The sequence below is a fragment of the Streptococcus parasanguinis genome (assembly GCF_016648855.1).
GTDB classification, from domain to species: domain Bacteria; phylum Bacillota; class Bacilli; order Lactobacillales; family Streptococcaceae; genus Streptococcus; species Streptococcus parasanguinis_L.
Genome location: NZ_JACLQU010000001.1, coordinates 22,076 through 48,265, shown reverse-complemented (window position 1 = coordinate 48,265; position 26,190 = coordinate 22,076). Strand labels below are relative to the sequence as shown.

Here is a 26,190-nt window from a genome sequence, read left to right as displayed (position 1 = left end):
ATTAGACCATTATAACATATAATAGCGACGATATTGTCTTCTCCTTAAAAATAGAAAACAGCAGAAAAAGTGAAGATCACTTGATCTGCTGTTTTAAGGCTATGAGGAAGAGTTATCTTTTTGTACTTTGAAAAGTTTCCGATAAATCGCTTCTTGGTCTTGCGTCGGAGCAATTTGGTTGAGATCCAAGTAGTGTGAGAATCCATTTAATTGCCCTTGAGAGGTATATTGATGCAAGTCGTATTCCGTGTTGGTATCTGGCGCGGCATTATAGTAGCCGTCATCAAATCCATAAGTAGGAATCCAAAGAGCCGTAAATTTATCAGTGGAGATACTATGTTCTTCCATGAAGTAAGTTCCGATATAGAGTCCAATATTTTTTGCACCCAAAGCTTGTAGTTTTGCTCGGAAAGCTTCAACACCTGCATTCATATCCTTCATGGTTTTTTCCTCAACGTCTAACCAATAGTAGGTCGGTTTGTAAGGAGAAGCAGCCTTGTAAAATTCTTCTGCTTCTTTTTCCATTTCTTTTTTATCCTTAGCAGCGACATAAGCATAGACTGCGACAGGGATATTTCGTTTTTGGAATTCTTGGATATGAGTTTTAAAAGATTTATCCAGACCATTTAAGTAGGTTGCCGCATTTTCCTTTTTAGCTTGAGCCCCACTATGGACACGTACGATTACACCTCCCACATTTTGGGAAAGGACATCGTAATCAATTTCACTAGGCAATTGCCAGCCTGAGATATCAATGATCGGACGGCCAACCAGTTCTGGATTGATGTCTTCTTCTTTTTTAGAAGAAGAGCTTGCAGTAGTTGTTTTTTTAGGTGTATTGGAGTTCGGAATGGTTTTGGTTGTTTCTTGTCGCTCTCTGGCTTGCAGATCGGCAATCGTTCGTGAAAGAACCAGAAAAGAAATGATACCGATAAAAAAGACAAAGAGAACAACGGGTTTTATCCTTTTTCTCATACAAAATCATTTTACCGTAAAAAAAACGAAAAGGCAAAACTTAATGCTTAAAAGATGCTGATTTCAGCCATTATTTTCAAAAAAAAAGGAATCTTTTCATCGAAAAAGGATAAAAATATATGAAAATAAGAAGAATGATTAGAATATTTCTTGAAAATGGGGAAGAAGCCGAATCTTTTCTGGCCTTTCCTTGGTTTTGCTTCTTAAAAATGATATAATGAAGGTTGAATATTAGGAATATGGTGAATTATGAAAATTGAAAAAAGACATCTTTTAAATTATTCCATCCTCATTCCCTATTTGATTTTATCCATCATTGGCTTGATTGTTGTCTATTCGACAACAAGTGCCTTGGCAATTCAAAGTGGAGTGAGTTCGATTCGGATGGTACGGACACAGGGACTCTTTTTTATCCTTAGTCTCCTAACCATCGCCCTGATTTATAAATTTAGCTTAGATTTCCTTCGAAATAAAAAAGTACTGGCTGTTGTCATTTTTGCTGAAGTGATTTTGTTGATTTTGTCTAGGTTTATCACAGATACGGTCAATGGGGCTCACGGTTGGTTGACAATTCCTGGAGGGTTTAGTATCCAGCCAGCAGAATATCTCAAGGTGATCTTAGTCTGGTATCTAGCCTTGATCTTTTCTAAACGACAAGACGAGATACGCGATTATGATTATCAAGCCTTGACCCACAATGAATGGATTCCAAGGAATTTAAACGATTGGCGTTGGCTGACCTTGATTCTGATTGGAATCGTTGTGATTATGCCGGACTTGGGAAATGCGACGATCTTGGCCTTAACGGTCTTGATCATGATTACGGCTAGTGGAGTGGGCTACCGTTGGTTTACCTCTTTACTTGGTTTAGTTGTTGGAGCCTCCACCATTGTCCTTGGTTCAATATGGATCATCGGTGTGGACCGTGTCGCTAAAATTCCTGTCTTTGGTTATGTGGCCAAACGTTTTAGTGCCTTCTTTAATCCCTTTAATGACTTGTCTGGTGCAGGACACCAATTAGCCAATTCCTACTATGCCATGAGTAATGGTGGTTGGTTTGGCTTGGGGCTTGGAAATTCCATTGAAAAACAAGGTTACTTACCAGAAGCGCACACAGATTTTGTGTTTGCGATCGTGATTGAAGAATTAGGTTTTGTTGGAGCTAGCTTGATCCTTGCTCTCCTATTCTTCTTAATTCTTCGGATCATTTTAGTCGGTATTCGAGCAAAGAATCCTTTTAATTCGATGATGGCCATTGGAATCGGTGGGATGATCTTAGTGCAAACCTTCATTAACATCGGAGGAATTTCTGGTTTGATTCCGTCTACAGGAGTGACCTTCCCCTTCTTATCCCAAGGGGGAAATAGCTTATGGGTCTTATCCGTAGCGATTGCTTTCGTTTTGAATATCGACGCTAGTGAAAAACGGGCTAAGATGGAACAAGAAGGCATGGTTTTTGAAGAAAAAGGTAAAATCAAACCTTATTATTAAAAGGGAATTGTTAAATGGCTATTCAAAAAGGAGAAAAAATGGTCTTACAAAAATTAGAGAACTTCACAAATAAAGATATTATCAAAGAAGAAGCCGAAATCTTAACCAATTTATTAGATGATATTACGAAAAATTTGGTTCGTCCGGAAACCTTTGATAAAATTAGGCAGTTGAAGGATCTATCAAAAACACAGAACTATCGTGAGTTGAATCAAATAGTGGAACAATTGACAAATGAAGAAATGACAGTGATTTCACGTTATTTTGCCATTTTACCACTCTTGATTAACATCTCAGAAGATGTCGATTTGGCCTATGAAATCAATCATTTGAATAATGTGGATGGTGAATACCTCGGAAAACTTTCTTCAACCATCAAAGAAGTTGCGAAAAATGAAGATGCACAAGAAATTCTTGAAAATCTCAATATTGTACCTGTTTTAACAGCCCATCCAACTCAAGTGCAACGAAAAACCATGCTGGATTTAACCAATCATATTCACGCTCTTCTTCGTCAGCACCGGGATGTTAAAGCTGGTTTAATGAATGAGAATAAGTGGTATAACAATCTTCGTTGTAATATCGAAATCATGATGCAAACGGATATGATTCGTGACAAAAAATTGAAGGTTACCAATGAGATCACCAATGTCATGGAATATTACAATAGCTCTTTCTTACAAGCTGTTCCAAATCTTATGTTGGAATACAAACGCTTGGCAAAAGAGCATGGATTAGAGCTTGAACAACCACGTCCGATCACAATGGGCATGTGGATTGGGGGAGACCGAGACGGGAATCCGTTTGTAACAGCTGAGACCTTGAAGCGTTCAGCAACTATTCAAAGTGAAGTCATTTTGAACTATTACATCGAAAAGATTTCTAAATTATACCGTCATTTCTCCCTTTCAACGAGTCTTTCTAAAACAAGTGAAGCAGTAGCTGAAATGGCAGCCCTATCCAGTGATACATCCGTCTTTCGTGAAAAAGAACCATACCGTCGTGCTTTCCACTATATCCAGTCAAAATTGATCCAGACTTTGGTCAATTTAAAAGAATGGACGATGGTGGGAGAAACCAGAGAAGATCGTTATGCTGTCGAGAGGTTATTAGGAGCAAATGCTCATCAACAAGGGCCAGTTTCTGATTATATCGGCAATCGTATCTCTGGAGCTTTAAAGAAAATTTCTGAGAAAGAAGCTCCAGCTTATGCATCAGCTCAAGAATTTAAAGAAGACCTTGAAAAGATCAAAGATTCCTTGTTAGAAAACAAATCAGAGTATTTAATTTCTGGTGAGTTTGCAGAACTTCTAGAAGCTATCGATGTTTTTGGATTCTATCTGGCCTCTATTGATATGCGCCAGGATTCGAGTGTACATGAAGCCTGTGTGGCAGAATTGCTGAAATCAGCAGGGATTAATGACCACTATTCTGATTTATCAGAGGATGAAAAGTGTCAAGTTCTCTTGAAAGAACTTTTAGAAGATCCACGTATTTTATCAGCAACTCATGCTGAAAAATCTGAACTGCTTGAAAAAGAATTAGCGATTTTCCAAACGGCCCGTGAATTGAAGGATCGTTTAGGAGAAGAAGTCATTCGTCAAAACATCATTTCTCATGCAACCAGTGTGTCAGATATGTTGGAATTGGCTGTGATGTTGAAAGAAGTGGGCTTAGTCGATACGGAAAAAGCTCGTGTGCAAATCGTGCCTTTGTTTGAAACGATCGAAGACTTGGATCATTCAGAAGAAACCATGAGAAGTTACTTGTCTCTTCCAATCGCTAAACGTTGGATTGCTTCTAAGAACAACTACCAAGAGATTATGTTAGGTTACTCTGATTCCAACAAAGATGGTGGATACTTGTCTTCTTGTTGGACCCTCTTTAAAGCCCAACAACAATTGACTGCTATCGGTGACGAGTTTGGTGTGAAGATTACCTTCTTCCATGGTCGTGGTGGTACTGTTGGTCGTGGTGGAGGTCCTACTTATGAAGCCATCACTTCTCAACCATTGAAATCCATTAATGACCGTATCCGCTTAACCGAGCAAGGGGAAGTGATCGGCAATAAATATGGAAATAAAGATGCTGCCTACTACAACCTTGAGATGCTCGTCTCTGCAACCATTAACCGAATGATTGCCGAACAAAAGAGTCCATTCTCTATGTTTGATCGTTTCGGGGAAGTCATGGATAAAGTCGTGAATTGCAGTTACGATATCTATCGTGATTTGGTCTTTGGAAATGAGCACTTCTATGACTACTTCTTTGAATCAAGTCCGATCAAAGCAATTTCAAGCTTTAATATTGGTTCACGTCCTGCTGCTCGTAAGACCATTACAGAAATCGGTGGTTTGCGTGCTATCCCATGGGTCTTCTCATGGTCACAAAGTCGGGTGATGTTCCCTGGTTGGTACGGAGTAGGTTCTAGCTTTAAGGAATTTATCGATGAGGATCCTGAGAATATCGAAACCCTTCGATACATGTATAAAAACTGGCCTTTCTTCCAATCTCTCTTGTCAAATGTGGACATGGTCTTATCCAAAGCCAACATGGATATTGCCTTTGAGTACGCTCAATTGTGTGAAGAAGAAGAAGTTCGCAATATCTATCAGATTATCTTACATGAATGGCAATTGACCAAGGACATCATCTTGATGATTGAGGAACAAGACGAGTTGCTCGCGGAGAACCCTTATCTGAAAGAAAGTTTGGACTATCGGATGCCGTACTTTAACGTCTTGAACTATATTCAGTTAGAACTGATTCGACGTCAACGGACCGGCCAATTACCAGCCGATCAAGACAAGCTAATCCATATCACCATCAACGGGGTGGCGACAGGATTACGTAATTCAGGTTAAAAAAATCGGAACGACTGTTCCGATTTTTTTATTCCCTGAACCCAAAGGAGCAAAAGGTACATAAAGGCTTAAATAGCAGATTTTAAATGAGAATTTTCAAAGCTAGATCAGGATCTTTCAGCAAGCTGATAAAATAAAAGAAAAGAAGAGGAATAATTAAGAAAATATAGGTAAAAGGCTTGCAATTTTATCTAAAATTCGATAGAATAGTAAGGAAAGTTAGACTGTATTGCCTACTGTCTATCTATAAAATATATTTTATTGGAGGCTTTTACTCAAATGGCAAAAGAAAAATACGATCGTAGTAAACCGCACGTTAACATCGGTACAATCGGACACGTTGACCACGGTAAAACTACCCTAACTGCAGCAATCACAACTGTTTTGGCACGTCGCTTGCCTTCATCAGTTAACCAACCTAAAGACTATGCGTCTATCGATGCTGCTCCAGAAGAACGCGAACGCGGTATCACCATCAACACTGCACACGTTGAGTACGAAACTGCTAAACGTCACTACGCTCACATCGACGCTCCAGGACACGCGGACTACGTTAAAAACATGATCACTGGTGCCGCTCAAATGGACGGAGCTATCCTTGTAGTAGCTTCAACTGACGGACCAATGCCACAAACACGTGAACACATCCTTCTTTCACGTCAGGTTGGTGTTAAACACTTGATCGTCTTCATGAACAAAGTTGACTTGGTTGACGATGAAGAATTGCTTGAATTGGTTGAAATGGAAATCCGTGACCTTCTTTCAGAATACGATTTCCCAGGTGATGACCTTCCAGTTATCCAAGGTTCAGCTCTTAAAGCTCTTGAAGGTGACTCTAAATATGAAGACATCATCATGGAATTGATGGATACTGTTGATGAGTACATCCCAGAACCAGAACGCGATACTGACAAACCATTGCTTCTTCCAGTCGAAGACGTATTCTCAATCACTGGACGTGGTACAGTTGCTTCAGGACGTATCGACCGTGGTGTTGTTCGTGTCAACGACGAAATCGAAATCGTTGGTATCAAAGACGAAATCCAAAAAGCAGTTGTTACTGGTGTTGAAATGTTCCGTAAACAACTTGACGAAGGTCTTGCAGGGGATAACGTTGGTGTGCTTCTTCGTGGTATCCAACGTGATGAAATCGAACGTGGACAAGTTATCGCTAAACCAGGTTCAATCAACCCACACACTAAATTCAAAGGTGAAGTTTACATCCTTACTAAAGAAGAAGGTGGACGTCATACTCCATTCTTCAACAACTACCGTCCACAGTTCTACTTCCGTACAACTGACGTAACTGGATCTATCGAACTTCCAGCTGGAACTGAAATGGTAATGCCTGGTGATAACGTGACTATCGACGTTGAGTTGATCCACCCAATCGCCGTTGAACAAGGTACTACATTCTCAATCCGTGAAGGTGGACGTACTGTTGGTTCAGGTATGGTTACTGAAATCGAAGCTTAATTCGATCTAGTTCCCAGATTAACAATTATATAGACAGACAGAAAACCCCGTGAAGACGGGGTTTTTATTTTTTGTAAAACGTAAAATGAGCTTGTGCAACCTTTCATTATGACGAAAATTATGGTAAAATAGTAGTATAAAATTAGAAAAAAGAGGTATGTGAAATGTCACGTAAACCATTTATCGCTGGTAACTGGAAAATGAACAAAAATCCAGAAGAAGCAAAAGCATTCGTTGAAGCTGTAGCATCAAAACTTCCTTCAGCTGACCTTGTTGAAGCTGGTATCGCAGCTCCTGCAGTTGACTTGACAGCTGTACTTGCTGCTGCTAAAGGTTCAAACCTTAAAGTTGCTGCCCAAAACACTTACTTTGAAAATGCTGGTGCCTTCACTGGTGAAACTAGCCCACAAGTTTTGAAAGAAATCGGTACTGACTACGTTGTTATCGGTCACTCAGAACGTCGTGACTACTTCCATGAAACTGATGAAGATATCAACAAAAAAGCAAAAGCAATCTTTGCGAATGGTATGCTTCCAATCATCTGTTGTGGTGAAAGCCTTGAAACTTACGAAGCTGGTAAAGCAGCAGAATTCGTAGGGGCTCAAGTTTCAGCTGCTCTTGCTGGATTGACTGCCGAACAAGTAGCTTCAACAGTTATCGCATACGAACCAATCTGGGCGATCGGTACTGGTAAATCAGCTTCACAAGACGACGCACAAAAAATGTGTAAAGTTGTTCGTGACGTTGTAGCTGCTGACTTTGGTCAAGAAGTGGCTGACAAAGTACGTGTTCAATACGGTGGTTCAGTGAAACCTGAAAACGTTGCTGAATACATGGCTTGTCCAGACGTTGATGGAGCTCTTGTTGGGGGTGCATCACTTGATCCAGAAAGCTTCTTGGCATTGCTTGACTTCGTTAAATAATGACATATAAAAAGGCGAGAGGTTTCTCGTCTTTTTTATAGTAGAAAAGACCAGCTACAAAGCTGGTCTTTTAAGTTAGGAACGTCCTAATAGTTTCTTAATGAGAGAAATCAGTTTGTATTTCAGAGGACTTGGGTAATAACGGAAGGTCCCCATCTTACGGACGATGTAACCATTGAAGTTTTGTTTGAAACGAAGAACACCGTCTGACCCGTCAAAGATTCCTTGAATACCTAGGAAGTTATATCTTGGGATGCCACGTTTGATGGTTTCAAGCATCATATATTCCTGGAGAACAGCAGGAGCATAGAACTTATTAAATTCTGTATAAGAGCCACTGAATAAATAGGTGGATTCTTGTGGCATATAGACGAAGAGGCTACCTGCAAGAATGACGTCTTGATCTCCATATTTTTCAATATATTCTTTTGCTTCCTGTTTTCTCACCTCAAAGGTATCAAACTGGCTAGAGAATTCACGAAGTTGATTTTGTTTTTTCTCTGAATTGGGGTTGACTTCAAGATCCTTCTGTAATTTCTCAATCTTCTGTGCTAGTTTTCCTTGGTCTTTTTCAAGATTCGTGTAGTAATGGTGGAAGTTCAGTGTTGCGATCATGAAATCTGCATTGTCGCCAAAACTGTCATAGAAAGTTTGGTAATAATCCAAGGTCTTATCCTGATAGTCGCGACGGTCACTGGTAGAGGAAGTAATATCCTTAAAGAGTTGCAGTTCATCTCGGTTTAATCGTTTCAGTTCAATACCGAAAGATTTGGCTTTCTTGACAAGTGGCTTTCCTTTTTTACTGAAGCTCTTGAGAAGATTTTTTTCGGTGATACCCTCCATATCTTTCACATAATGCCAATCACCTTCTCCACCTGGATAACCTGTTGTTAAACCATCATGCTGATAGCCCAATTTTTTTAGGGTATCCATGAAATGGGTTTGCTCTTCACTGGTTGGATTGCCGTCACTGTCAAAGGTTTGATAGGTATCATAGGGCTTAATAACGAGTTCAATAGCCCCATTTTCTTTCGCATAGTCTTTTATAGCTGCATAGAAGGGTTCTAGCATAGCTTCCTCTTGGTAAAGGGGGCCAGAATTGATTTCCATATGGAGACCACCTGTCATAGGAAGACTGTACAAGATTGCTGCCACTTGGACTTGATCTTCTTGCTTCCAAGCGATAAATTGGACGGTATTTCCTCGCTTTTCAAGCAGATCTGCCATTTCAGCAGACTGGATAAAAGAGCGATGGGAGACAGTATTTGCAAATGAGGTAAATTCTTCTTTTGAAATTGTCGTAAGAGTCATGTAACTTATTTACTCCTTAATTTTTTCCGGATCTTGTAGACTTTGTTTACAAGTGGATAGAGTGGACTGGTTGGGAGGTTGAATTCCCCAACAAATTCTTCAATGACAGGATTAAATTTTGATTTGAAATGATAGAGACCACCATCGAGTGAATTTTCAATGCCCCCCATATTTTGCCAAGAAGCACCACGATCAAAAGCGTGTTGGGCAGTTTCATACCAGGTGAGGATAGCAGGTTGGTAGCGGCGGAATTCTTCATCCATCCCTGCATAAACATTTTCAGATGTCCCACCAAATTCAAGGGTTAAGGTCCCAGATAAAGGAACAATTTGTCTACCTGCTTGGAGATGCTGCTCAAGAAATTGCAGTTCTTCCTCTATCCGCTCTTTTTCTTTTTGGTTATTCTCAACCTTGCCAGGCTTTGTTTTTTCTGTGAATTTTTCAGCCTCTGCCTTGTTTTTTTCAAGATCTTTTATAAGGGAGCTTTTGCGTTTCTCGAGATCTAGAGTAGACAAGGTAATGTAGGATTGTCCTTGGTAGGTTGTGAGTAGTTTTTCGTAGTAGTCTTTTCCACGTAAATGAATGCTTTTACGAGCTTCAGTCTTTTTCATGAGAGAAGCAAAGTCCTCCAACAATTCAGTCCCGCCAAATTGGACTTGGATCCCTTTGTTTCGAGCAGTTCGGATGGCTTGTCGAGTAGATTTTGAAAGATCTTGCTCAGTGAAAAACTCTTTGTGGATATTCGCTTGAAAGCGTGGTTGGATATTTTCTGCCATATCACTGGTTCGGCCAGTCCATTCAATCCCTTCTTTAGTTAGGGTATCGATTACTGCTTGCACATCAGTGGTTTCCGTATTTTCTTGTCCAATCAATTGTTTACTCAAGAAAAGACTTGGATCAAATTTCACAAACAAGGCCTTGTATTGTTTGGCTATCTTTTTAAGGGACTGGATCACATATGAAACCAGCTCTTTGTTTTGGTAGTCCATGATGGGGCCTCGAGGAATGTAGAGCATGGAAAAGCCAAGTGGCAGGGGTTGAATCAAGATGCTTGCAACAGCGACTAATTGGTCTTCTTGATAAAAACCAACCCGTTCATTTCCCCAATTATCTTTGATTTTTGCCCATGAGCTGCTTTGTAAGAGATTGGTTTGGTCACTCTGAATAACAAAGTCATCATGCTCACTAGCAGAAATTCCTAGCTGGTAATGGTACATTTCTTATAATACCCACTTTCTAATGGCGTATGCAACGCCAGATTCATCATTTGATTTGGTAATAGTTGTAGCAATTTTTTTAAGAGCTGGATTGCCATTCTCCATAACGACGGCATGGCCCACGACTTCTAGCATGGAACGGTCATTTTCCTCATCTCCGATGGCCATGGTTTCTTCTTGCTGAATTCCAAGTCGTTCAGCTAGATGAAGAACAGCTGATCCCTTATTGGTTGTTTTCCCTAGAATTTCTAAATAAAAAGGGGCTGATTTGACCATAGTGAAGCGATCCTTGAATTCTTTAGGGATTTTTGCAATCGCAGCATCTAGAATATCTGGTTCATCGATATACATGGCCTTGACAAATTCTTTCTCACGAACTTCTTCAGGCGTCCGGTAATAAAGGGGCATGTTGACCAGTTGAGATTCATGAATGGTGTAGCGTCCGATATCTCGATTGCTGGTATAGATGCCGTCTTTAGTAATAGCATGAGAGTGGATTTTGAGTTTGTTAGCAAGAGACTCGATATCAAGATAGTCCTCATAATGTAAAAGGTCCTTGATGAGTTCTTTTCCAGTAGCGGTTTCTTGCACCAGACCACCATTAAAGGTAATGACATAGTCTCCAGGATCCATCAAATGGAGTTCTTTTAAAAGTTTTGAGACCCCTGCGATAGGGCGACCGGTTGTGATCACGATTTTAACGCCTGCGGCTTTAGCATCTTGAATGGCTTCAAATACAGAAGGTGTGATCTCTTTTTTTGAATTGAGAAGTGTACCGTCGATATCGATCGCAACTAATTTAATGGACATCCGTCTCTCCTGTAAAATAATCATTGGTAATATAGGAAGTGAATTCCTCTACTTGCTTACTGAAAAGTCCATTAACCTCCAGCATTTCTTTGGGGAAATAGAAGCGGTTGTCCCCATAGCGAGTTCCTGCTAAAGCAGCGACGAGTGGAGACAACTGAGACAATTCAGCGAGACTCCCATCTTTTCGGATCATCTCGATCTGGGTCCGCGGTTTTTCAAGCTCTGGTCGATAAATATCGTAGGGCAGATCGAAATTTTGATGAATAGCGGTGTAGTAGGTTGGATTAAACCCAACCTCTTTAATCAGTTTTTCAAGGATTGCTAAGTCTTTTCGCTTATCTTCTGTAAATAGAGTCGATTTAAAGACTTTCCGATTAATATAGCGCTGAGCAAGATCAGACAGGATGGTATCCGGGCTATCCATCCAGACTTGGAAATAGGTATTCATCACACCGTCATCTAGATTTAGGTAGTCTTGAATGGTGACCTCTTCTTCAAAAAATGGAATCAAGCGAGGTGAAGTCAGTTGAAAATACTCTTTCTGATCTGGATAAATGGTTCTAGCGCGTTTGAGTAGATTTTGAAGGAGGACTTCCATGGCACGAGTAGCCGGGTGGAAGTAGACCTGCATATACATTTGGTAACGGCTGACCACGTAATCCTCGACAGCGTGCATGCCATTTTGTTGGAAGGCAATACCATTTTCAATCGGTCGAATGACACGCAAAATACGGGTCAAGTCAAATTTTCCATAGGAAGCACCCGTAAAATAGGCATCCCGCAGTAAATAATCCATCCGGTCCACATCAATTTGACTAGAAATCAATTGCACCACTTGTTTATTGGGATAGGTATGATCAATGACGCTGGCTACACGGTTTGGGAAATCAGGTGCTACCTGTAAGAGGATTTGATTGACCTCCGTCTCTGGACTGGTGATGATCAGCTGGGTCATCTTTTCATGATCGGTTCCAAAGAGTCCTTCGAAGGTATGAGAATAGGCACCATGTCCAATGTCATGAAGAAGAGCGGCTGTCATGGTCAGTAAGTTTTCATCAGAATTCCATTGCTCTGCATACTTTTCCTCAAAAATAGACAGAATACGTCTTGAAATTTCATAGGCGCCAAGACAGTGAGAAAAACGACTATGCTCCCCACCGTGGAAGGTAAAACCAGATGTCCCCAGTTGTTTGATGCGGCGTAGTCGTTGAAATTCTTTACTATTAATTAATTGATAAATGATGGGATGATCCACATGAACGTAATCATGAACGGGATCGCGAAAGACTTTTTCATTCATGGGTCTATTATAGCAAAAAAAAGCCTATTTTGCGATCTAGAGGCTAATAGGGGCAGTCAAAATGCGTAAAATTTGATAGAATAGTAAGGCAAGAAAAGAAGAGAAGGAGACAAAGATGCAGATTCGCATTCAAAATACCATTCGATTTGGAGAAGAAATGGAAATTGTTGATCAGTACTATCAAGGTGAATGGAAGGAAAAAGCAGGTTTTCAATATCTCTTGTATACCAATGAAGAAGATGAAAAGGTTGCTTTGAAATTTTCCAATGATGAATTGGTCATGACACGATTCTCAAGTCCTAAATCCATCATGCGTTTCTACAAAAATGAATATGGTGGGGCAATCATCCCAACTCCGATGGGCATTCTGCAGTTTTTGATTACAACAGACCTCTTTCAATTAGAAGCAGGTCATTTGCAAGTCTCTTATCGCTTGTTAACTCTCGATGGAGAACAGGAATTTGCCGATTATCAATTACTGGTGGAATGGGAAGAATAATCCTCATTAAATTATTCTAGATCCCGCTTGCTTTATTCTATAAAAATGGTATAATAAAACCACTCAAGGGAGTAGCTGGCGGTTTTCCGCGATAGTGTCGTCATTACGAAATTATTTCCGGCACTATATTAAACGGCGAGACTTGTTTTTTCAAACAGGTCTCTTTTTTGTGCAAAAGAGACCTAGTAGAAAGCTATAAGGAGGAAATTATTTTGTCAAAAGAACAAAATAAAGCTTTGTTTTATACACAGAGTAAAGAAGAAGTTCTAAAGGAATTGGACTCTTCAATTGAAGGCTTGTCAACTGCTCAAGCTCAAGAACGTTTAGCGATTTATGGTCATAATGAACTGGACGAAGGTGAAAAACGTAGCCTCTTGTCTAAGTTTATCGATCAGTTTAAAGATTTGATGATCATCATCTTGTTGATCGCTGCAGCTCTCTCTGTGATCACAGAAGGAATGGACGGCCTTACAGATGCCATGATCATCTTAGCCGTTGTTGTTTTGAACGCAGCCTTTGGTGTCTACCAAGAAGGACAAGCCGAAGCAGCTATCGAAGCGCTGAAAAACATGTCTAGTCCATTAGCGCGTGTCCGCCGTGATGGTCACGTGATTGAAATTGATTCTAAAGAATTGGTCCCAGGTGATATCGTTCTTCTGGAAGCTGGAGATGTGGTTCCTGCAGATATGCGTTTGTTTGAAGCAGCTTCTCTTAAAATTGAAGAAGCAGCTCTTACAGGGGAGTCTGTGCCAGTTGAAAAAGATGTGACAGGACTTGTTGAAGCAGATGCTGGTATTGGGGACCGCGTTAATATGGGTTACCAAAACTCAAATGTAACTTATGGTCGTGGTATTGGTGTCGTAACAAACACTGGTATGTATACAGAAGTTGGTAAGATTGCAGATATGTTGGCTAATGCCGATGAGACTGAAACACCATTGAAGCAAAGCTTGGAACAATTATCTAAAGCCTTGACTTACTTAATTGTTGTGATTGCGGTCATTACTTTCTTAGTTGGCGTCTTCGTTCGTGGAGAGCATCCATTAGAAGGCTTGATGGTTGCGGTAGCCCTTGCGGTTGCGGCCATTCCAGAAGGACTTCCTGCCATTGTAACTATCGTTCTATCTTTGGGAACTACAACCCTTGCCAAACGCAATTCGATTGTTCGTAAATTACCAGCGGTTGAAACTCTTGGTTCAACAGAAATCATCGCATCTGATAAAACAGGTACTTTGACTATGAACCAAATGACTGTTGAGAAGGTCTACACCAACGGTCAATTGCAAAGCTCAGCAGCTGAGATTGCTGCTAGCAACAATACCCTTCGTATCATGAACTTTGCCAATGATACTAAGGTGGACCCATCTGGCAAGTTGATTGGGGACCCAACAGAGACTGCTTTGGTACAGTTTGGTTTGGATCACAATTTTGATGTTCGCGAAATTTTGAAGGATGAACCACGTGTGGCAGAATTGCCATTTGACTCTGACCGTAAGCTTATGTCAACTATCCATAAGGAATCGGACGGTTCTTACTTTATCGCTGTCAAAGGAGCTCCTGACCAATTGCTCAAACGTGTGACGCGTATTGAAGTTAATGGGGAAGTTCGTCCTATCACGGATGAAGATAAGAAAGCTATACTTGCTACCAACAAAGACTTGGCTAAACAAGCCCTTCGTGTTTTGATGATGGCTTATAAGACAAGTAACGAAATTCCAACCTTGGAATCTGAAATCGTTGAGTCTGACTTGATCTTCTCTGGTTTGGTCGGTATGATTGACCCTGAGCGTCCAGAAGCTGCAGAAGCTGTTCGTGTCGCTAAGGAAGCGGGTATCCGTCCAATTATGATCACTGGTGACCACCAAGATACAGCAGAAGCGATTGCCAAACGTCTGGGAATCATCGATCCAAATGACACCGAAGACCATGTCTTCACTGGAGCTGAGTTGAATGAACTCTCTGACGAAGAATTCCAAAAAGTCTTCAAGCAATACTCTGTCTATGCGCGTGTATCACCTGAACACAAGGTTCGGATCGTGAAAGCTTGGCAAAATGAAGGAAAAGTTGTTGCCATGACTGGTGACGGGGTCAACGATGCACCATCACTTAAGACAGCTGACATCGGTATCGGTATGGGGATTACAGGTACAGAGGTTTCTAAGGGAGCATCAGATATGGTCCTTGCCGATGACAACTTTGCAACCATTATCGTAGCGGTAGAAGAAGGACGTAAGGTCTTCTCAAATATCCAAAAATCTATCCAATACCTCTTGTCTGCCAATATGGCTGAAGTCTTCACCATCTTCTTTGCAACCCTCTTTGGTTGGGATGTGTTACAACCAGTACATCTTCTCTGGATCAACTTGGTAACCGATACTCTTCCAGCTATCGCTCTTGGTGTGGAACCAGCTGAGCCAGGTGTCATGACCCACAAACCTCGTGGACGTAAATCTAACTTCTTTGACGGTGGGGTCTTCGGAGCTATTCTTTATCAAGGTGTCTTCCAAACCATGCTGGTTCTTGGTGTTTATGGCTGGGCCTTACTCTATCCAGAACATGCGACTCGTGCCGAAATCCATGCAGACGCTTTGACCATGGCCTTTGCAACTCTTGGTTTGATCCAATTGCTCCATGCCTTTAACGTTAAATCGGTTTACCAATCCATCTTTAAAGTGGGACTCTTCAAGAACAAGACCTTTAACTGGTCGATTCCAGTTGCCTTTGTTCTCTTGATGGCGACCATCATTGTCCCTGGATTTAACAAACTCTTCCATGTCTCTCATTTGAGTTTGACACAATGGTTAGCTGTTATGATTGGTTCGCTCTTGATTGTTGTTCTCGTTGAGATTGTCAAAGCCGTTCAACGTGCACTTGGAAAAGATAAAAACGCTATTTAAGCATAAAAAAAGTCATCTTCGGATGGCTTTTTTTGCGGGCAAAATAGACTGGGCATATTTCTTGAGGTACGTGTGGTTTTTTGATAAACTAGTCAACAGTTTGAAGAAAGGAAACTTAGTTATGAAAAAGTTTTTTGCTGAAGTAATCGGCACATTTATGCTTGTCTTTATCGGGACTGGCGCAGTTGTTTTTGGAAATGGAACAGAAGGTCTAGGACATTTAGGAATTGCCTTGGCATTCGGTTTATCCATTGTTGCAGCAGCTTACTCAATTGGGACTGTTTCTGGTGCCCACTTGAACCCGGCTGTTTCGATTGCCATGTTTGTGAACAAACGCTTGTCTTCAAAGGACTTGGTTAATTATATTGCAGCGCAAGTAGTGGGTGCGGTTCTCGCATCTGCAACAGTTCTCTTCCTCTTGTCAAATTCAGGTATGTCAACAGCTAGTCTTGGTGAAAATGCCCTAGCGAAGGGTGTGACTCCATTTGGCGGTTTCTTGTTTGAAGTGATTGCGTCCTTTATCTTTATCTTAGTCATCATGACAGTGACATCAGCTACCAAAGGTAATGGGAAAATCGCTGGTCTTGTCATAGGTTTGAGCTTGACTTTGATTATTCTTGTTGGTTTGAACATTACAGGACTTTCTGTTAACCCAGCTCGTAGCTTGGCTCCTGCACTCTTTGTAGGTGGTGCAGCCCTCCAACAAATTTGGATCTTTATCTTGGCTCCAATCGTTGGCGGTGTTCTGGCTGCAATCGTTGCAAAAAATCTTTTGGATACAGAAGAGTAAAAAAATTGGTCCCAGAGGGACCAATTCAGATTGAAAACAAAGTCATATAAAAAACTTTCCTTAGGTGAGTACGGACGTCAGCGAACTTCTTCGAAGTTCCATGACTAATTATTGAGCCTAGGGTCTCAATAATTCCGAGTGCCTGAAATGTTATTGTTTCAGGCACTTTTCTCACAGCGGAAAGTTTAGGTATTTTCTCGATCGATTTAAAAATTGGAACTTATTTATTTTTTTGCAGAATCGCTTAACTTATTTTACTTTAAAATAGTTTGTCTACATTCTAAATTGGTTCCGAAGGAACCAATTTTTTTATAGTTCAAGGATCGTCATGGCTTGAGAAAATTCATGAGCGAGCTGTTTTTTCTTGTATGCTTTAAATTCGGGGAGTTCTTTAATTCTGCGATAGCGTTTGTAGGGATCGTATCGTTTTGGAAAATCATATTCAGGAAAAGCATCGAAAAATTGTTTGCAGAGCTCCCATTCTCGGACATAGCCTAAAGGTCTGGCATGATAGGTGATGTTGTCAATGGTTGTTGCTGGCATTCGATGGTGGCTATGACCAAAAATCACCTCTTTGACAGGATATTGTCTAAACAGTTCATGAAAGGCTTGGCTCCCTAGAAAAGCATTAAAGCGTTCAAAATAAGGGTGGCGCAGGAGAAACTGACTATGAGGAACAAAGTGCATGGCGATGATCAGGGGTTGGTTTACTCGCATGAGCTCTTGTTCCAGCTCTTGCAACAGACGTTTGGTAATGGCTGGATCAGATCCCATTCGTTGGAGGCGTCTGTCAAACCAAAATAGATTTTTGGTTTGGAGATGTTTTTGGGGAGAGATAGTAGGAACAAAACTGTAGTCATACCAGCCCGAAAAGGCAAGAAGCGTATGATTGGAGAAGGGAATCTTTTGAAATTCAAAAGGTCTCATGGCTTCTTCTGATAGGCCCAGCATATCATGATTTCCTAGGCTAAAGGTCACTGGAAGGTGATATCGGAGTTGGTCTAAAAATTCCTGTGACGTCTTTTCAAAGCCGTTGGCAATATCTCCTGCAATATGGAGATGTTGAATTTTTTTGTCCTTGAAAAGAGTGATCAGGGTCTCTAATTCTTCTTTGCCGAAGTTGTTTGAATCAATATGTAAATCGGACATAAAAGCTACTGTTGTCATGCTACCAGTCTAGCATAAGAGGATCTTTTTTTCTAACAATTAGGTTACAAATGAATAGAAAAAATGCTGAAAATCAGCTGGCTTGGCAGTGGTCAACCAGTAGATCCAATATTGGAAGGTGGGCAAATAGTGAAGGTTATGATATAATAGACTAGATACATAGAAAGAGGTACTTATGGACATTTCAGAAATTCGTCAAAAAATTGACGCAAATCGTGAAAAATTAGCTTCTTTCAGGGGGTCTCTTTGACTTAGAGGCATTGGAAGAAGAAATTGCCATTTTAGAAAATAAAATGACAGAACCTGATTTTTGGGATGATAACATTGCTGCGCAAAAGACATCTCAAGAATTAAATGAACTCAAGCAGACCTATGAAAATTTCCATCAAATGGTGGATCTCTTTGATGAGTCAGAAATCTTACTGGACTTTTTGGCAGAAGATGATTCGGTCAAAGAAGAATTGATCGAGAAGTTGGAGGAGCTGGATAAACGTATGACCAGCTATGAGATGACCTTGCTATTGTCTGAACCCTATGACAATAATAATGCCATCCTAGAAATCCACCCAGGTTCAGGAGGGACAGAAGCTCAGGACTGGGGCGACATGCTTCTTCGGATGTATACTCGTTTTGGAAATGCCCACGGCTTTAAAGTTGAAGTCTTGGACTATCAGGCTGGAGATGAGGCTGGAATCAAGTCTGTGACCCTATCCTTTGAAGGGCCACATGCATACGGTCTTCTGAAATCTGAAATGGGGGTACACCGTTTGGTTCGAATCTCTCCATTTGACTCCGCTAAACGTCGTCATACCTCCTTTACATCTGTTGAGGTCATGCCCGAATTAGACGATACCATTGAAGTCGAAGTTCGTGATGATGATATCAAGATGGACACCTTCCGCTCTGGTGGAGCTGGTGGACAAAACGTCAACAAGGTCTCTACAGGGGTGCGCTTGACCCACATTCCGACAGGGATTGTAGTGGCATCCACCGTGGATCGGACCCAATACGGGAACCGTGATCGTGCGATGAAGATGTTGCAAGCTAAACTCTACCAATTAGAGCAAGAGAAAAAAGCAGCAGAAGTGGATTCTCTAAAAGGGGATAAAAAAGAAATCACCTGGGGAAGTCAAATCCGCTCCTATGTTTTTACCCCTTATACCATGGTTAAGGATCACCGGACCAACTACGAAGTAGCGCAGGTGGACAAGGTGATGGATGGAGATATCGATGGCTTTATCGATGCCTACCTTAAATGGCGTCTCCAATAACCTCGAGGGAATCAACCAGAAAAGAATGAAAGGAATTTCATTACATGTCAATGATTGAAATGAAAGATGTTGTCAAAAAGTATGACAACGGGACGACGGCCCTTCGCGGGGTCTCTGTCCAAATTGAACCAGGAGAATTTGCCTACATCGTAGGACCTTCTGGTGCAGGGAAGTCGACCTTTATTCGACTTTTATACCGTGAAGTCAAACACGATAAAGGAAGTTTGAAAGTAGCTGATTTTGATTTGGATAAAATCAAAAAACGCGATATTCCTATGTTGCGACGCAATGTGGGAGTGGTCTTCCAAGATTATAAATTGCTTCCAAAGAAAACCGTTTATGAAAATATTGCCTACGCAATGCAAGTTATCGGTGAGCGACGTCGCAATATTAAAAAGCGTGTTATGGAAGTTTTGGATCTTGTCGGATTGAAACACAAGGTCCGCTCATTCCCGAATGAATTGTCAGGGGGAGAGCAACAACGGATTGCGATTGCTCGTGCGATCGTCAACAATCCGAAAGTCTTGATTGCGGATGAGCCAACGGGTAACTTGGACCCAGATAATTCATGGGAAATCATGAATCTTTTGGAGCGGATTAATCTGCAAGGGACCACAGTATTGATGGCGACCCACAATAGCCAGATTGTAAATACTTTACGTCACCGTGTCATCGCGATTGAAAATGGTCGTGTAGTGCGTGATGAAGCGGAAGGAGAGTACGGATACGATGATTAGAAGATTTTTCCGACACTTAATCGAATCGCTTAAAAGCTTGAAACGAAATGGTTGGATGACGATTGCAGCGGTCAGCTCGGTTATGATTACCCTTAGCTTGGTTGCTATTTTCGCCTCAGTTATTGCCAATACTATCAAGCTTTCAGATGATATTCAAAATAGTGTGCGGGTTGTAGTATACATGCGCAAGGATATTCAAGACCAGAGTGAGCAAATTGAAAAAGACGGTCAAACCGTGACCAATGAAAACTACCATAAGGTCTACGATGCTCTGACAGCCATGAAACATGTTGACAAGGTTGATTTTTCTAGCAAGGAAGAACAGTATGATAAACTGATCAAAACGGCTGGGAACAACTGGAAGATTTTTGATGGAGATGCCAATCCTCTCTATGATGCTTATTATGTAGAGACGACTGCTCCTAAATATGTAAAGCAAGTTTCGGCTGATGCCAAAAAAATTGAAGGAGTTTCTGAGGTTAAAGATGGCGGGGTCGATACCCAACGCTTGTTCGCTCTTGGAACCTTTATCCGAAACTGGGGCTTGATTGGTGTAGCTTTATTGATCTTCATCGCAGTCTTCTTGATTTCAAATACCATTCGGATTACCATCATTTCACGTAGTCGTGAGATTAAGATTATGCGACTGGTAGGAGCAAAAAATGGCTATATTCGTGCACCATTCCTTTTAGAAGGTGCTTGGATCGGTCTTTTGGGAGCCTTGGTTCCTTCAGCTTTGGTCTTCTATGTTTATAATGTTGTCTATACATCTATGAACAATAACTTGGCAGATCAAAACTTGTATCTCTATAGTCCTCATCTCTTGGTACCGATCATGGTCGGTGGCCTCTTTGGATTAGGAATTTTGATTGGAGCGATTGGTTCTTCAATCTCCATGAGACGTTTTCTTAAGATATAATAAAAAAGCAAGTTCGCACTTGCTTTTTTTGTCTACTGTTATGAGGACAGGAAGGATGATAAGGACTCTTTAGGATTGTCTAAAGAAGGGATTGAACATCTTCTCGTGACCAATAGAAGTCTCAGGGCCATGACCGGGATAGACAGTGTAGGAAGATGGAAGGGTAAAGAGTTCTTCTCTGATACTGCTAAGCAACTGTGTCGCGTTCCCTGTTGGAAGATCGGTCCGTCCAATGGTTTCGCGAAAAAGGGCATCACCAGATAGAACCAGGTGATCCTCAGGAAAGACGATAGAGACTCCTCCTGCAGAGTGGCCTGGTGTCTCCAGAACATAAAAGTGGAAATCAGCTATTTGGTAATCGGAGCGAATGTCATAAAGGAAGTCGGCCTCCTTACATACCACATCTTCTAAATCCGCATGACGATCCAAACCAGATAAATTATCGACTGGAGAAGACAACCAACTGGCTTCTGCTGAATGGACATAAACAGGTGGGAAATGATAGGTCTGACGAACCTTTTCAAGACTCATAATGTGATCGTAATGTGTATGGGTTAAAAGAATCGCTACGATGGGTTTTCCGATGCGATCAATTTGTTTTTGAATAGTTGCCCAGTCACTCCCTGGATCGACAAGAATGAGGGAGTGGTCATTTTCAAGGTAGTAGGTGTTTTCATAAGCTACAGGATTAACGGTACGATAGATTTTCATAAGGACTCCTTTCTAGAATAGTGTATCAAATTGCGAGGAAAATAACAGGATTGAAGTCAGCATGAAAGGAGAAAAAAATCTGCAGAGCTTGCTCAAACGTGATATAATTTTAAGTATTATGACAAGACAGAAACGGAAATATGCCATTGTGGATCTGGAAGCGACCAGTGCTGGAAGCAATGCTAAGATCATTCAGGTTGGGATTGTCATCATTGAAGATGGGAGGATTACGCAATCCTATGAGACGGATGTGAATCCCCACGAACGATTGGATGAGCATATCAAACAATTGACTGGCCTGACAGATGCTCGCTTGAAAAAAGCTCCAGAGTTTGCACAAGTGGCAAAAGAAATTTTTGAATTAATAGAAGATGCCGTCTTTGTGGCCCATAATGTCAAATTTGATGCGAATTTATTGGCAGAAGCCCTCTTTTGGGAAGGATTTGAGCTAACGACTCCTCGGATTGATACGGTTGAATTGTCTCAAATTTTCTATCCGACTTTAGAACGCTACAATTTAGGAGCGCTTGCAGCTGAACTGGAAATTGAGTTGCACCATGCTCACTCCGCTTTAGCGGATGCTATGGCAACAGCCCAGTTGCTGTTGAAATTGAGAGAGAAAATTGCGAGCTTGCCAAGGGGATTGATCGAAAAACTTCTTTCGATGGCAGATTGTTTGATTTATGAATCACGACTCTTAATAGAAGATGCGCTTGAAGACAGTAGCCTTTTTTTACCAGCTCATTTAGTAGAAGTTCATGGTCTCTACCTGCGAAAGCCACAGCAGTTTTTAGAAAGTCGTCATTTGTCTGAACAGTTTGAATTCAATATGCAGTTGTTGGGAATGGAGGCTTATCCGGAGCAGAGAGAATTTGTTGCCTATATCGAGGACAGTTTGCAACAGCCACTTCCGAGTTTTATTGAAGCGCCAACGGGTATTGGGAAGACCTATGCCTATCTATTAACGCTTTTGGCGAAAACATCCAAGCGCATTCTTGTCAGTGTTCCGACTAAAATTCTTCAGGATCAAATTATGAAGAAGGAAGGAAAGACTATCCAAGATCTTTTCCAAATTCCCTTTCATAGCCTGAAAAGTCCCAAGGATTACATCCAACTCGATAAATTTTATGAGGCCTTACAGAGTGAGTCAGATAATGGGATGATCCGACGCTTTAAAATGCAACTGTTGGTTTGGCTGACCATGACGGAAACGGGAGAGCTCAGTGAAATTGGCCAACTCTATCGTCATCTTCATTTTGTAGCTGACATTTGCCACGATGGCCAATTGTCGAAACGTTCACTTTTTTATCAGGAAGATTTTTGGCGTCTCGGCCAGGAAAAAGTGAAAACCAGCCGGGTAATTCTGACCAATCATGCCTATCTGTTAACTCGTCTAGAAGATGATAAGAGTCTACTTCAAGAATCTGTTCTGGTAGTGGATGAAGCGCAAAAACTCTTCTTTGCTTTAGAGCAGTTTTCACAGAGAGAAGAAAACTTGCAATCTCTTCTTCTAGGCTTGCAACATGCCATCGAAGAGGAAAAAGATCTTCTGCAAAGGCGTTTGCTGGAGAGTATTCAATTTGAGTTAAATGCCTGCTCTAAGGAAGTTGTACAAGGAAAACCAGCCATCTTATCAGATCAAACAGTGGAAAAAATGCGACAGGATGTATCGGAATTAAAAAATGAATCATTAGAGAATCTAAGAGAATTGTTTGATGAGCGCTACCAAACCTTTTGGATGGACAAGGAAGTGGTCGAAAGCCACCAGATTCTTCGTCTCCATGGAGGAGTTGAGGACTTGCTATCCTTTAGGGAGTTTGTGCCTGAAGAAGTACCCGTGCTCTTTGTATCAGCGACGATCGCTATCAGTAAAAAGGTGCATTTACCTACCCTTTTGGGATACCAAGAGCAGCAGATCTACCGGGTGCCAATAACAGTCAAACAACACCAGGAATTGTTGGTGCCGATAGATTTTCCAGATGTCGTTTCTTTATCTTCTGTGGAGTATGCAAGAGAGATTTGTCAGCTCATCGATGAACTCCTTCCTCTAAGAAAACCAATTTTTCTTTTGTTTACCTCAAAAGAATTGTTACTGGAGACGTCAAACGCATTGAAGTTTCCTCATTTGGCCCAGTATCGAAATGGTGATGCAGCTAATATTAAGCGGCGATTTGACCGAGGAGAAAGCTCCATTTTATTGGGAACAGGAAGCTTCTGGGAGGGAGTCGATTTCTCTCAACAAAAAGAAGTGATTCAAATCATCACGCGCCTTCCTTTTGACAATCCTAAAGATTATATGGTTCAAAAGCTGAATACAAAACTCAGAGAACAGGGGAAAAATCCCTTTTATGACTATAGTCTTCCAGTAGCGATTTTAAGACTTAAACAGGCTATTGGGAGAACCAGCCGTTTTCAAGATCAGGAATCTCTGGTCCTCTTATTGGATCAGCGGGTGGTAACCAAGCGATATGGAAAACAAATTTTGGACGGGTTGCAACAAGTGTTGCCCCTTCACACGACATTGAGAGAGCGGCTTGTTGAGCAAGCAGCTGACTTTTTTGAAAGGAATTGAGAAAATGAAAAATAAAGGATTTGGACTTGCAATTGCATTTGTACTGGCACTTTGTGCTATGTTGTTGGGAACTTTCTTTCCCATTATTGGCTCCAGTGTTTTTGCCTTAATTTTAGGAATTGTCCTTAATGAATTTGTGGATTTGCCGGAGAATTCACGACCAGGCTTGAACTGGTCCGGTAAGAAATTGTTGCAGTATTCGATTATCTTCATGGGATTTAGCTTGCCCATTGCGACAGTTGCCTCTACAGGTTTATCTTCTTTAAAGATTAGTCTGCCGACGATAACCGTTGCCTTTCTTGCAGCGATTATTTTTGGGAGAGTCTTCCACCTGAAATCTCATCTACGGACCTTAATTGGGTTTGGTACAGCTATTTGTGGTGGATCTGCTATTGCAGCAGCAGCTCCGATCATTGAAGCAGACGAAGAGGAAATTGCCCTATCTATGTCAACTATCTTCTTCTTCAACATTTTGGCTGTCTTTATCTTTCCAGTATTAGGGCATTTATGGCATATGTCTAATTTCCAATTTGGCCTCTGGTCAGGAACAGCCATTAACGATACGTCATCTGTTGTAGCAGCAGCATTTTCTTACAGTAAAGCAGCGGGGCAAATGGCTACAATTGTTAAGTTAACACGCGCCCTGATGATTGTACCAGTTTGTTTGGGCTTGATCGGTTTAAAATGGTATAGGAGTAAACAACAAGGAAGAAACAAAGGAATGTTAAAGAAAATTATTCCTTGGTTTATTATCTGGTTTATTGTGGCTTCCATTCTTTCTTCTATTGGCCTGGTACCTAAAGTGGTCCTACCTTACCTAAATGACCTTTCTCACCTCTTTATGGCCATGGCCTTGGTTGGAATCGGAAGCAAGGTTTCTTGGAAACAGTTCCGTGCGGCAGGAGCAGCCCCCCTTCTGGTAGGTTTGATTGCTTGGTTCTGTGTGGCAGGATCTAGCTTGATTCTACAGATGTTGTTCTATTAATTAATTTGATGATTCTCACAGAAAGGAATGTGAATGAAGAAAAATCATTTTTGGACGATCCACCTGGATTATTCGATCATTGGAATTGTCTTCACCCTACTTATGATAGGGATCTTATCCGTTTATGTGGCAGTTTCTCATGATTATCCCCAAATGGTGTGGCCTTTTTTGGGGCAGCAATTAGCCTGGATTGGTGTGGGATGTATCATTTGCCTGATTGTGACGATTTTTAGTACGAAATTTCTTTGGAAAATCACTCCCTTTCTTTACCTACTAGGCTTGGCCTTGATGGTTCTTCCTCTTGTTTTTTATAATTCAAACTTGGTGGCTTCAACAGGTGCAAAAAACTGGGTAGCTTATGGAAACATCACCTTATTTCAGCCTTCAGAATTTATGAAGATTCCCTTCATCCTGATGCTGTCACGTTCTATTGTTCGATTTTTACAAAGAAATAAGGGGCGTGAGCGATTGTTACGACAAGATTGGTTTTTAATTCTAGAGTTGACCATCTATACAATTCCGGTCTTTGCCTTATTGGCCCTCCAGCAGGACTTGGGAACGGCCTTAGTATTCTTGGCCATCTTTGCGGGCTTAGTGCTCGTTTCAGGAGTTTCTTGGAAAATAATCTTGCCGGTCATCTTGCTTCTAGCAGGTGGGTTAGCAGGCTTTCTCTTTCTCTTTCTATCAGAAGGGGGTCGGGCTTTTCTGCACCAGCAAGTAGGGATGCCAACCTACCAAATGAACCGTATTTTAGCCTGGTTAAATCCTTTTGACTATGCACAAACAACCACCTACCAGCAGGCGCAAGGACAGCTAGCCATTGCAAGTGGTGGCCTCTTTGGGCAAGGCTTTAATGTCTCCAATTTATTGGTTCCCGTACGGGAAAGTGATATGATTTTTACAGTAGTAGCAGAAGACTTTGGCTTTGTTGGAGCTCTGGTGCTGTTGATTTTATATGTGACCCTGATTTACCGCATTTTAAAAATTACCCTCCAGTCCAATAACCAATTTTATACCTATATTTCCATTGGATTTATTATGATGCTGGTCTTTCATATTTTTGAAAATGTTGGAGCAGTAACGGGTCTTCTCCCTTTGACGGGGATTCCCCTCCCCTTTATCTCACAAGGTGGGTCCTCTATTATTAGTAATCTGATTGGTATTGGTCTGGTCCTTTCAATATATAATCATAGTAGCAAAAAGAAAGAGCCAGAAGAAGGGCCTCCAATCCGTAAAAAAGTAGTCCTTAAAAAGGCGCAATAGATAGAAAGAAGG

20 protein-coding genes are annotated in these 26,190 nt (G+C 41.2%); 13 read left to right on the top strand and 7 right to left on the bottom strand.

Annotation, left to right across the window (positions count from 1 at the left end):
- Window positions 1–99 precede the first annotated feature (99 nt).
- A complete protein-coding gene (locus H7T92_RS00195; protein ID WP_201036681.1) occupies window positions 100–975 on the bottom strand; it encodes a GH25 family lysozyme in 876 nt (291 codons plus the stop codon).
- Window positions 976–1,224: 249 nt separating this feature from the next.
- Between H7T92_RS00195 and ftsW the strand changes: the two genes are divergently transcribed.
- The 4 genes from ftsW (at window position 1,225) to tpiA (ending at window position 7,729) form a co-directional block, all read left to right on the top strand.
- Window positions 1,225–2,466 (top strand): cell division peptidoglycan polymerase FtsW, encoded by a 1,242-nt coding sequence (gene ftsW / locus H7T92_RS00190; protein WP_045759674.1) that lies wholly within the window; start codon window positions 1,225–1,227, stop codon window positions 2,464–2,466.
- 38 nt (window positions 2,467–2,504) lie between these two features.
- Window positions 2,505–5,330: a phosphoenolpyruvate carboxylase gene (gene ppc, locus H7T92_RS00185; protein WP_201036680.1), complete on the top strand. Its 2,826-nt coding sequence runs from the start codon at window positions 2,505–2,507 to the stop codon at window positions 5,328–5,330.
- Window positions 5,331–5,609: 279 nt separating this feature from the next.
- Window positions 5,610–6,806 carry an elongation factor Tu gene (gene tuf / locus H7T92_RS00180; RefSeq protein WP_003008055.1) on the top strand — a complete coding sequence of 399 codons (1,197 nt, stop codon included), beginning with the start codon at window positions 5,610–5,612 and terminating at the stop codon, window positions 6,804–6,806.
- Between the two features lie 164 nt (window positions 6,807–6,970).
- Window positions 6,971–7,729 (top strand): triose-phosphate isomerase, encoded by a 759-nt coding sequence (tpiA, locus tag H7T92_RS00175; RefSeq protein WP_003008052.1) that lies wholly within the window; start codon window positions 6,971–6,973, stop codon window positions 7,727–7,729.
- A gap of 75 nt (window positions 7,730–7,804) precedes the next feature.
- Here tpiA and H7T92_RS00170 read toward each other — a convergent pair whose 3' ends face one another.
- From H7T92_RS00170 to H7T92_RS00155, 4 genes are read right to left on the bottom strand one after another with little or no spacing between them, the layout of a single operon-like run.
- Complete coding sequence (locus H7T92_RS00170) at window positions 7,805–9,040, bottom strand: aminoacyltransferase (protein WP_049475357.1); 1,236 nt, start codon at window positions 9,038–9,040, stop codon at window positions 7,805–7,807.
- A 5-nt stretch (window positions 9,041–9,045) separates the two neighbouring features.
- Window positions 9,046–10,257, bottom strand: a complete 1,212-nt coding sequence (locus tag H7T92_RS00165; protein ID WP_201036679.1) for an aminoacyltransferase — start codon at window positions 10,255–10,257, stop codon at window positions 9,046–9,048.
- 3 nt (window positions 10,258–10,260) lie between these two features.
- Window positions 10,261–11,067: a sugar-phosphatase gene (gene yidA, locus H7T92_RS00160; RefSeq protein ID WP_201036678.1), complete on the bottom strand. Its 807-nt coding sequence runs from the start codon at window positions 11,065–11,067 to the stop codon at window positions 10,261–10,263.
- Window positions 11,057–12,367 (bottom strand): HD domain-containing protein, encoded by a 1,311-nt coding sequence (locus H7T92_RS00155; protein WP_155199808.1) that lies wholly within the window; start codon window positions 12,365–12,367, stop codon window positions 11,057–11,059. Before H7T92_RS00155 ends, yidA begins: the two co-directional genes overlap by 11 nt.
- Before the next feature lie 115 nt (window positions 12,368–12,482).
- Here H7T92_RS00155 and H7T92_RS00150 point away from each other — a divergent pair, with 115 nt between their 5' ends.
- The 3 genes from H7T92_RS00150 (at window position 12,483) to H7T92_RS00140 (ending at window position 16,553) form a co-directional block, all read left to right on the top strand.
- The gene (locus H7T92_RS00150) at window positions 12,483–12,866 is read left to right on the top strand and encodes a YwiB family protein (RefSeq protein WP_201036677.1); all 384 of its coding nucleotides are present in this window, start codon (window positions 12,483–12,485) and stop codon (window positions 12,864–12,866) included.
- 212 nt (window positions 12,867–13,078) lie between these two features.
- Window positions 13,079–15,763 (top strand): cation-translocating P-type ATPase, encoded by a 2,685-nt coding sequence (locus H7T92_RS00145; protein ID WP_155199807.1) that lies wholly within the window; start codon window positions 13,079–13,081, stop codon window positions 15,761–15,763.
- Between the two features lie 121 nt (window positions 15,764–15,884).
- Window positions 15,885–16,553, top strand: coding sequence for an MIP/aquaporin family protein (locus H7T92_RS00140; RefSeq protein ID WP_045759670.1), 669 nt, complete (start codon window positions 15,885–15,887; stop codon window positions 16,551–16,553).
- Window positions 16,554–16,862: 309 nt separating this feature from the next.
- Here the strand turns inward: H7T92_RS00140 and H7T92_RS00135 are convergent, their stop codons facing one another.
- A complete protein-coding gene (locus tag H7T92_RS00135) occupies window positions 16,863–17,720 on the bottom strand; it encodes a metallophosphoesterase (protein WP_155199806.1) in 858 nt (285 codons plus the stop codon).
- A 175-nt stretch (window positions 17,721–17,895) separates the two neighbouring features.
- On the opposite strand from H7T92_RS00135, the gene prfB reads away from it, so the two are divergent.
- From prfB to ftsX, 3 genes are all read left to right on the top strand, one after another.
- Window positions 17,896–18,991 (top strand): peptide chain release factor 2 gene (prfB, locus tag H7T92_RS00130; protein ID WP_100209015.1). Its coding sequence is split into 2 segments (ribosomal slippage): window positions 17,896–17,967 and window positions 17,969–18,991, totalling 1,095 coding nucleotides; the frame shifts between segments, so codons are not numbered across the junction.
- 44 nt (window positions 18,992–19,035) lie between these two features.
- Entirely contained in the window at window positions 19,036–19,728 is a 693-nt protein-coding gene (gene ftsE / locus H7T92_RS00125) for a cell division ATP-binding protein FtsE (protein WP_003008021.1), read from the top strand.
- Window positions 19,721–20,647 (top strand): permease-like cell division protein FtsX, encoded by a 927-nt coding sequence (gene ftsX, locus H7T92_RS00120; RefSeq protein ID WP_042759907.1) that lies wholly within the window; start codon window positions 19,721–19,723, stop codon window positions 20,645–20,647. The genes ftsE and ftsX overlap by 8 nt, the downstream gene beginning before the upstream one ends.
- 69 nt (window positions 20,648–20,716) lie before the next feature.
- Here ftsX and H7T92_RS00115 read toward each other — a convergent pair whose 3' ends face one another.
- Window positions 20,717–21,358 (bottom strand): MBL fold metallo-hydrolase, encoded by a 642-nt coding sequence (locus H7T92_RS00115; protein WP_155199804.1) that lies wholly within the window; start codon window positions 21,356–21,358, stop codon window positions 20,717–20,719.
- Window positions 21,359–21,476: 118 nt separating this feature from the next.
- Here H7T92_RS00115 and H7T92_RS00110 point away from each other — a divergent pair, with 118 nt between their 5' ends.
- From H7T92_RS00110 to H7T92_RS00100, 3 genes are read left to right on the top strand one after another with little or no spacing between them, the layout of a single operon-like run.
- Window positions 21,477–23,930 carry a bifunctional DnaQ family exonuclease/ATP-dependent helicase gene (locus tag H7T92_RS00110; protein WP_155199832.1) on the top strand — a complete coding sequence of 818 codons (2,454 nt, stop codon included), beginning with the start codon at window positions 21,477–21,479 and terminating at the stop codon, window positions 23,928–23,930.
- 4 nt (window positions 23,931–23,934) lie between these two features.
- The gene (locus H7T92_RS00105; protein ID WP_049472428.1) at window positions 23,935–24,915 is read left to right on the top strand and encodes a YeiH family protein; all 981 of its coding nucleotides are present in this window, start codon (window positions 23,935–23,937) and stop codon (window positions 24,913–24,915) included.
- 33 nt (window positions 24,916–24,948) lie between these two features.
- The gene (locus H7T92_RS00100; RefSeq protein ID WP_201036676.1) at window positions 24,949–26,178 is read left to right on the top strand and encodes an FtsW/RodA/SpoVE family cell cycle protein; all 1,230 of its coding nucleotides are present in this window, start codon (window positions 24,949–24,951) and stop codon (window positions 26,176–26,178) included.
- Window positions 26,179–26,190 lie beyond the last annotated feature (12 nt).